We start from the raw sequence: 4,606 nt of genomic DNA on the forward strand, positions 1-4,606 counted from the left end.
ACGGACGCTCCGCGTTCGGCTCTTGGGGACGCAGAGCGTCCCTGGCTGCATTCCCACGCAGGAGCGTGGGAATGATCATCGAGGGTGTGCGGACTATTCCCACCCGCCTCGTGCCCTCTTCGTCTATCGCCAAACGTCTCGAAGACTGCAACATGGTCATTCCCCGCAGCAAAGGAATGCATCCCATGGGCCGGAGCCGCTACGTCATCACCGAACCCGACAAGCCCCACTTTCTCACCTGCACATTGATGGAATGGCTGCCGCTGTTCATTCGCCCCTACCTCGTCGATCACTTGCTCGGGTGCTGGCGCTATCAGCAAACCCATCAGAATTTGCAACTGTTCGGCTATGTCGTTCTGGAAAACCATCTGCATTTCGTTGCCCAGGCTCCGAACCTGAGCAAGTGTCTGCGTCAGTTCAAATCCTTTACGGCACGCCAGATTATCGACGACCTGCAAAGCAAAGGCGCTGAGCGAGCTTTGCAACGCCTGCGGTTCAGCAAACGAGCCCATAAGCAGGACAGGGTTTATCAGCTCTGGCAAGAAGGCTCACACGCGGAGCAGATTTATAGCGAAACGGTAATGCGCCAGAAGCTGGACTACATCCATTTCAACCCGGTGAAACGTGGATATGTGGAATTACCGGAACATTGGCGCTATTCCAGTGCGCGTAATTATGCGGGAATGGAAGGGTTGATTGAGATTCAGCGGTGGTATTAGCCCATAGACAGCAGACTGCGACGAAGCTGGGACGCAGAGCGCCCCTGGTTGCATTCCCACGCAGGAGCGTGGGAACGATCAGGTCGCGATGGCTGTGAAATCGATCGTTCCTCACGCTCTGCGTGGGAATGCAGCCCGGGACGCTCCGCGCTCCCCTTGCGCCGAGCATGTGTCAGAACTCGATCCGCACATCCCCCTTCGGCACGCTGCAGCACGACAGGATGTAACCTTCGGCCTCGTCGTCTTCGGTGATACCGCCGTTGTGGTCCATCTCCACTTCCCCGCCCAGTTTCAAAACCTTGCAGGTGCCGCAGATGCCCATACCGCAGGCTTTGGGAATCATCATGCCGAGCTTGGCGGCGGCGGCGTGGACGGTTTCTCCCGGCCCCACGCGAATACTCTTGCCAGAGGCGGTGAACTCCACCAGATGTAGGTCCGCCACATCGACTTCCGGGGCGTCCGCAGCCTGTTCGGCCTGTTCCACCGCGTCGGCGCGGGCTTCCGGTGGCGTGGCGCCGAAGGACTCCTCGTGGTAACGCGTCATGTCGAAGCCAGCGGCTTCCAGCAGGCGCTTGACCGCGTTCATGTAGGGCGTCGGGCCACAGCAAAACACTTCGCGCTCCAGGAAGTCCGGCGCCATCAGCTCCAGCATCTTGTGGTTCAGATAGCCGCGATACCCGGCCCAAGGCTCGCCCAGCCCATGTTTTTCGCAGATCAGGTGCAGGTTGAAGTTATCGATCCGCGACGCCATGTGTTCCAGCTCGCGGTGATAGATGATGTCCTTGGGCGAGCGGGCGCTGTGGATAAACACCATGTCGACGTTGGCATTGGTGTCGTAGTACCAGCGCGCCATGGACATCACCGGCGTGATGCCGACACCGCCACTGAGGTAAAGCACCTTGGGGTTGGAGAAGTCGATGGCATTGAACAGGCCGACCGGCCCGTGCACCGCCAGCTCCTGGCCTTCGTGCAGGGTGTCGTGCAGCCAGTTGGAAACCTTGCCCCCCGGTACGCGCTTGATGGTCACCGAAAAACTGTAGGGCACCGACGGCGAGCTGGAGATGGTGTAGGAGCGCATGATCGGCTGACCTTCGATTTCAAGCTCCAGGGTGACGAATTGCCCCGGCTTGAAAAAGAACAGAATCGGCTGATCAGCCATGAAACAAAAGGTGCGCACATCCCAGGTTTCCTGGATGACTTTGACGCAACGGACAATGTGACGACCATTGGCCCAGGTCTGGGTGGTTACCGGGTTCAGGAAGCTGTTGGACATGCTGATCTCCACGGCCGACTGTCGGCCTCTTATGAGGCGATTCTGCGTATAGCGCGAATCGCCCATTTACCTATCTGCGACATTCACATGCTTACCGCGACCAGCCCCCAACGACCGGACCTTGCGCGTCGGGAACAGATTGGGCCATGTCGCCCATGGATAAGGTTCGCCCCCTGCGCGGCCCCACACTCGCCCCAACAGATAAATAATATTTTCTGCCTTGCGTAGCACATTTGATTAGCCACTTTCGCCGGCCACGTAGAGGGCCATGAGGATAAAACGATGGACGTCACCGCAACCCTGAGCCTGGGCGATCCGCTGGAACCCGCACGCAAGGCCACCGCGCAAATGCTGCAGGAACGCGAGCGCACTTTCTCGCTGCCGCAGCCGTTCTACTCCGATGAGCGCCTGTTTGATATCGACATGCAGGAAATCTTCCAGAAGGAATGGTTGATCGCCGGCATGACCTGCGAAATTCCGACCAAGGGCAACTACCTGACCCTGCAGGTTGGCAAGAACCCGATCATCGTGATTCGCGGCGCCGACGGCGTGGTGCATGCGTTCCACAACGTCTGCCGGCACCGGGGCTCGCGGCTGTGCACCAGCGACAAGGGCAAGGTCGCCAAGCTGGTCTGCCATTACCACCAGTGGACCTACGAGCTGGACGGTCGCCTATTGTTCGCCGGCACCGAAATGGGCGCCGATTTCGACATGAACCAGTACGGCTTGAAGCCAGTGAACGTGAAGACCGCCGGTGGCTACATCTTCATCAGCCTGGCGGAGAACCCACCGGCCATCGACGACTTCCTGGCGACCTTGACCCATTACATGGAACCCTATGACATGGAAAACACCAAGGTGGCGGTGCAAACCACCTTGATGGAAAAGGCCAACTGGAAGCTGGTGCTGGAAAACAACCGCGAGTGCTACCACTGCGGCGGCGCGCACCCGGAACTGCTCAAGACCCTGCTGGAATGGGACGACGTCACCGACCCACGGGCCGACCAGGCATTCAAGGACCATGTAGCGGCCTCCGCCGCAGCCTGGGAAGCCGAGAAAATCCCTTACGCCCACGCCAGTTTCGGCCTGCGCAACCGTATCGTGCGCATGCCGCTGCTCAAGGGCACCGTGTCGATGACCATGGACGGCAAGCAGGGCTGCGCCAAACTGATGGGCCGCATCAAGAACCCGGACCTGGGCTCGATGCGTATCCTGCACCTGCCCCACTCGTGGAACCACTGCATGGGCGACCACATCATCGTGTTCACTGTGTGGCCGATCAGCGCCCAGGAGACCATGGTCACCACCAAGTGGATCGTACACAAGGACGCGGTCGAAGGCGTGGACTACGACGTGGCACGCATGCGCCAGGTCTGGGACGCCACCAACGACCAGGACCGTCGCCTGGCCGAAGAAAACCAGCGCGGCATCAACTCCACCGCCTACCAGCCAGGCCCGTACTCCAAGACTTATGAGTTCGGCGTGGTGAACTTCGTGGACTGGTACAGCGAGCGCATGCTCAACAACCTGGGGGCGGAACCTGCGCCGTACCTCAAGGGCGTTCCGGTCCAGGGCTAAGTCAGAAGCATCGCGAGCAAGCTCGCTCCCACAGGGGTTCTGTGTCGTTCACAAAACCTGTGGGAGCGAGCTTGCTCGCGATAGCGGCCTGACATTCACCGACTACCGGGAAGACCACCGCACACTGCCATCCTCCCCATAAAACGTCTCGACAATCTCCTCCCCCACCAGCCGCACCTTCACATACCCGTTCAACACCCGTTCCGGGTACGCCTCATCCCCCGCCAGTTGCGTTTCCGACCACAACACCCCGGCATGTCCGTTCAACTCGTTGGTGGTGCCGTAGGGAATCGCTCCGTGCCCGGCACAGCGTGCGTGCAGCCCGCCTTGGGGCGCGTAGCAGATGCCGTTGTGCAGATGCCCCCAATACCAGTAGTCAGGCTCACGCCCCAAGGCATCGCAGACCGGTTGGTAAAGCGCGGTCTTGTGGTGCCCGGAAATATCGAAGCCCTGGTGATGACTGAGCACCATCAGCTTTTTGCGCTTGGGCAGGTTTTTCATCCAGTCGATCTGTTGCGCGTTGAGGGTGCCATCCATGTACAGATTCATCGCGTCCGAGGCGTAGGCACTGTCGAGGCCGACCACCAGCCAATCGTCGTTGTACAGGGCAAAGTAACTGGTGCCCTGTTGCACCGGGAAACGCTTGGCCAGCTCCTTGAAATAACCGTGGGCGCCGCTGTACATCTCGTGGTTGGAATTGAGCGTGAACGAGCCGTGCTTGCCCTGGGGCCAGCCGACCATGTCGACGTCCTCCTGGGAATGGGTGCCGGCGTAATACACATCGCCCAGATGGATGGTGAAGTCGGCCTCGGCCAGTTGCATCTGATTGGCGACAGCCACGGCCGGAGCATGACTGTCGAACGGTCCGGTGCCCCAGTCGCCGGCAATCGCCAACACCACGTCGCTGTCCATTTTCACCAGCGCCGGGTTAGTGGCGAACGGCGCGTGATGGCGCAGGTTCTCGATCCACTTGAGCAACGCCTCACTCCACAACAGGTCGAGCAACTCCCATTTGCGGCAACCGAGCAAGGTGCCG

At 59.9% G+C, this 4,606-nt stretch carries 4 protein-coding genes; 2 read left to right on the forward strand and 2 right to left on the reverse strand.

Annotated features, from left to right (window positions below; translation table 11 throughout):
- Positions 1-185: 185 nt before the first annotated feature.
- The gene (locus GSM73_RS23310) at positions 186-719 is read left to right on the forward strand and encodes a transposase (protein WP_160894082.1); all 534 of its coding nucleotides are present in this window, start codon (positions 186-188) and stop codon (positions 717-719) included.
- 172 nt (positions 720-891) lie between these two features.
- Here GSM73_RS23310 and gbcB read toward each other — a convergent pair whose 3' ends face one another.
- On the reverse strand, positions 892-1,992 hold the full coding sequence (gbcB, locus tag GSM73_RS23315; RefSeq protein ID WP_047228148.1) for a glycine-betaine demethylase subunit GbcB: 1,101 nt from the start codon (positions 1,990-1,992) through the stop codon (positions 892-894).
- A gap of 282 nt (positions 1,993-2,274) precedes the next feature.
- Between gbcB and gbcA the strand changes: the two genes are divergently transcribed.
- On the forward strand, positions 2,275-3,570 hold the full coding sequence (gbcA, locus tag GSM73_RS23320; protein WP_047228149.1) for a glycine-betaine demethylase subunit GbcA: 1,296 nt from the start codon (positions 2,275-2,277) through the stop codon (positions 3,568-3,570).
- Positions 3,571-3,672: 102 nt separating this feature from the next.
- Here the strand turns inward: gbcA and GSM73_RS23325 are convergent.
- The coding region (locus GSM73_RS23325; RefSeq protein ID WP_256677070.1) for a metallophosphoesterase at positions 3,673-4,606 on the reverse strand (934 nt) is incomplete at its 5' end.

This window comes from Pseudomonas sp. PICF6, assembly GCF_009831705.1.
Classification (GTDB): Bacteria; Pseudomonadota; Gammaproteobacteria; order Pseudomonadales; family Pseudomonadaceae; genus Aquipseudomonas; species Aquipseudomonas rhizophila.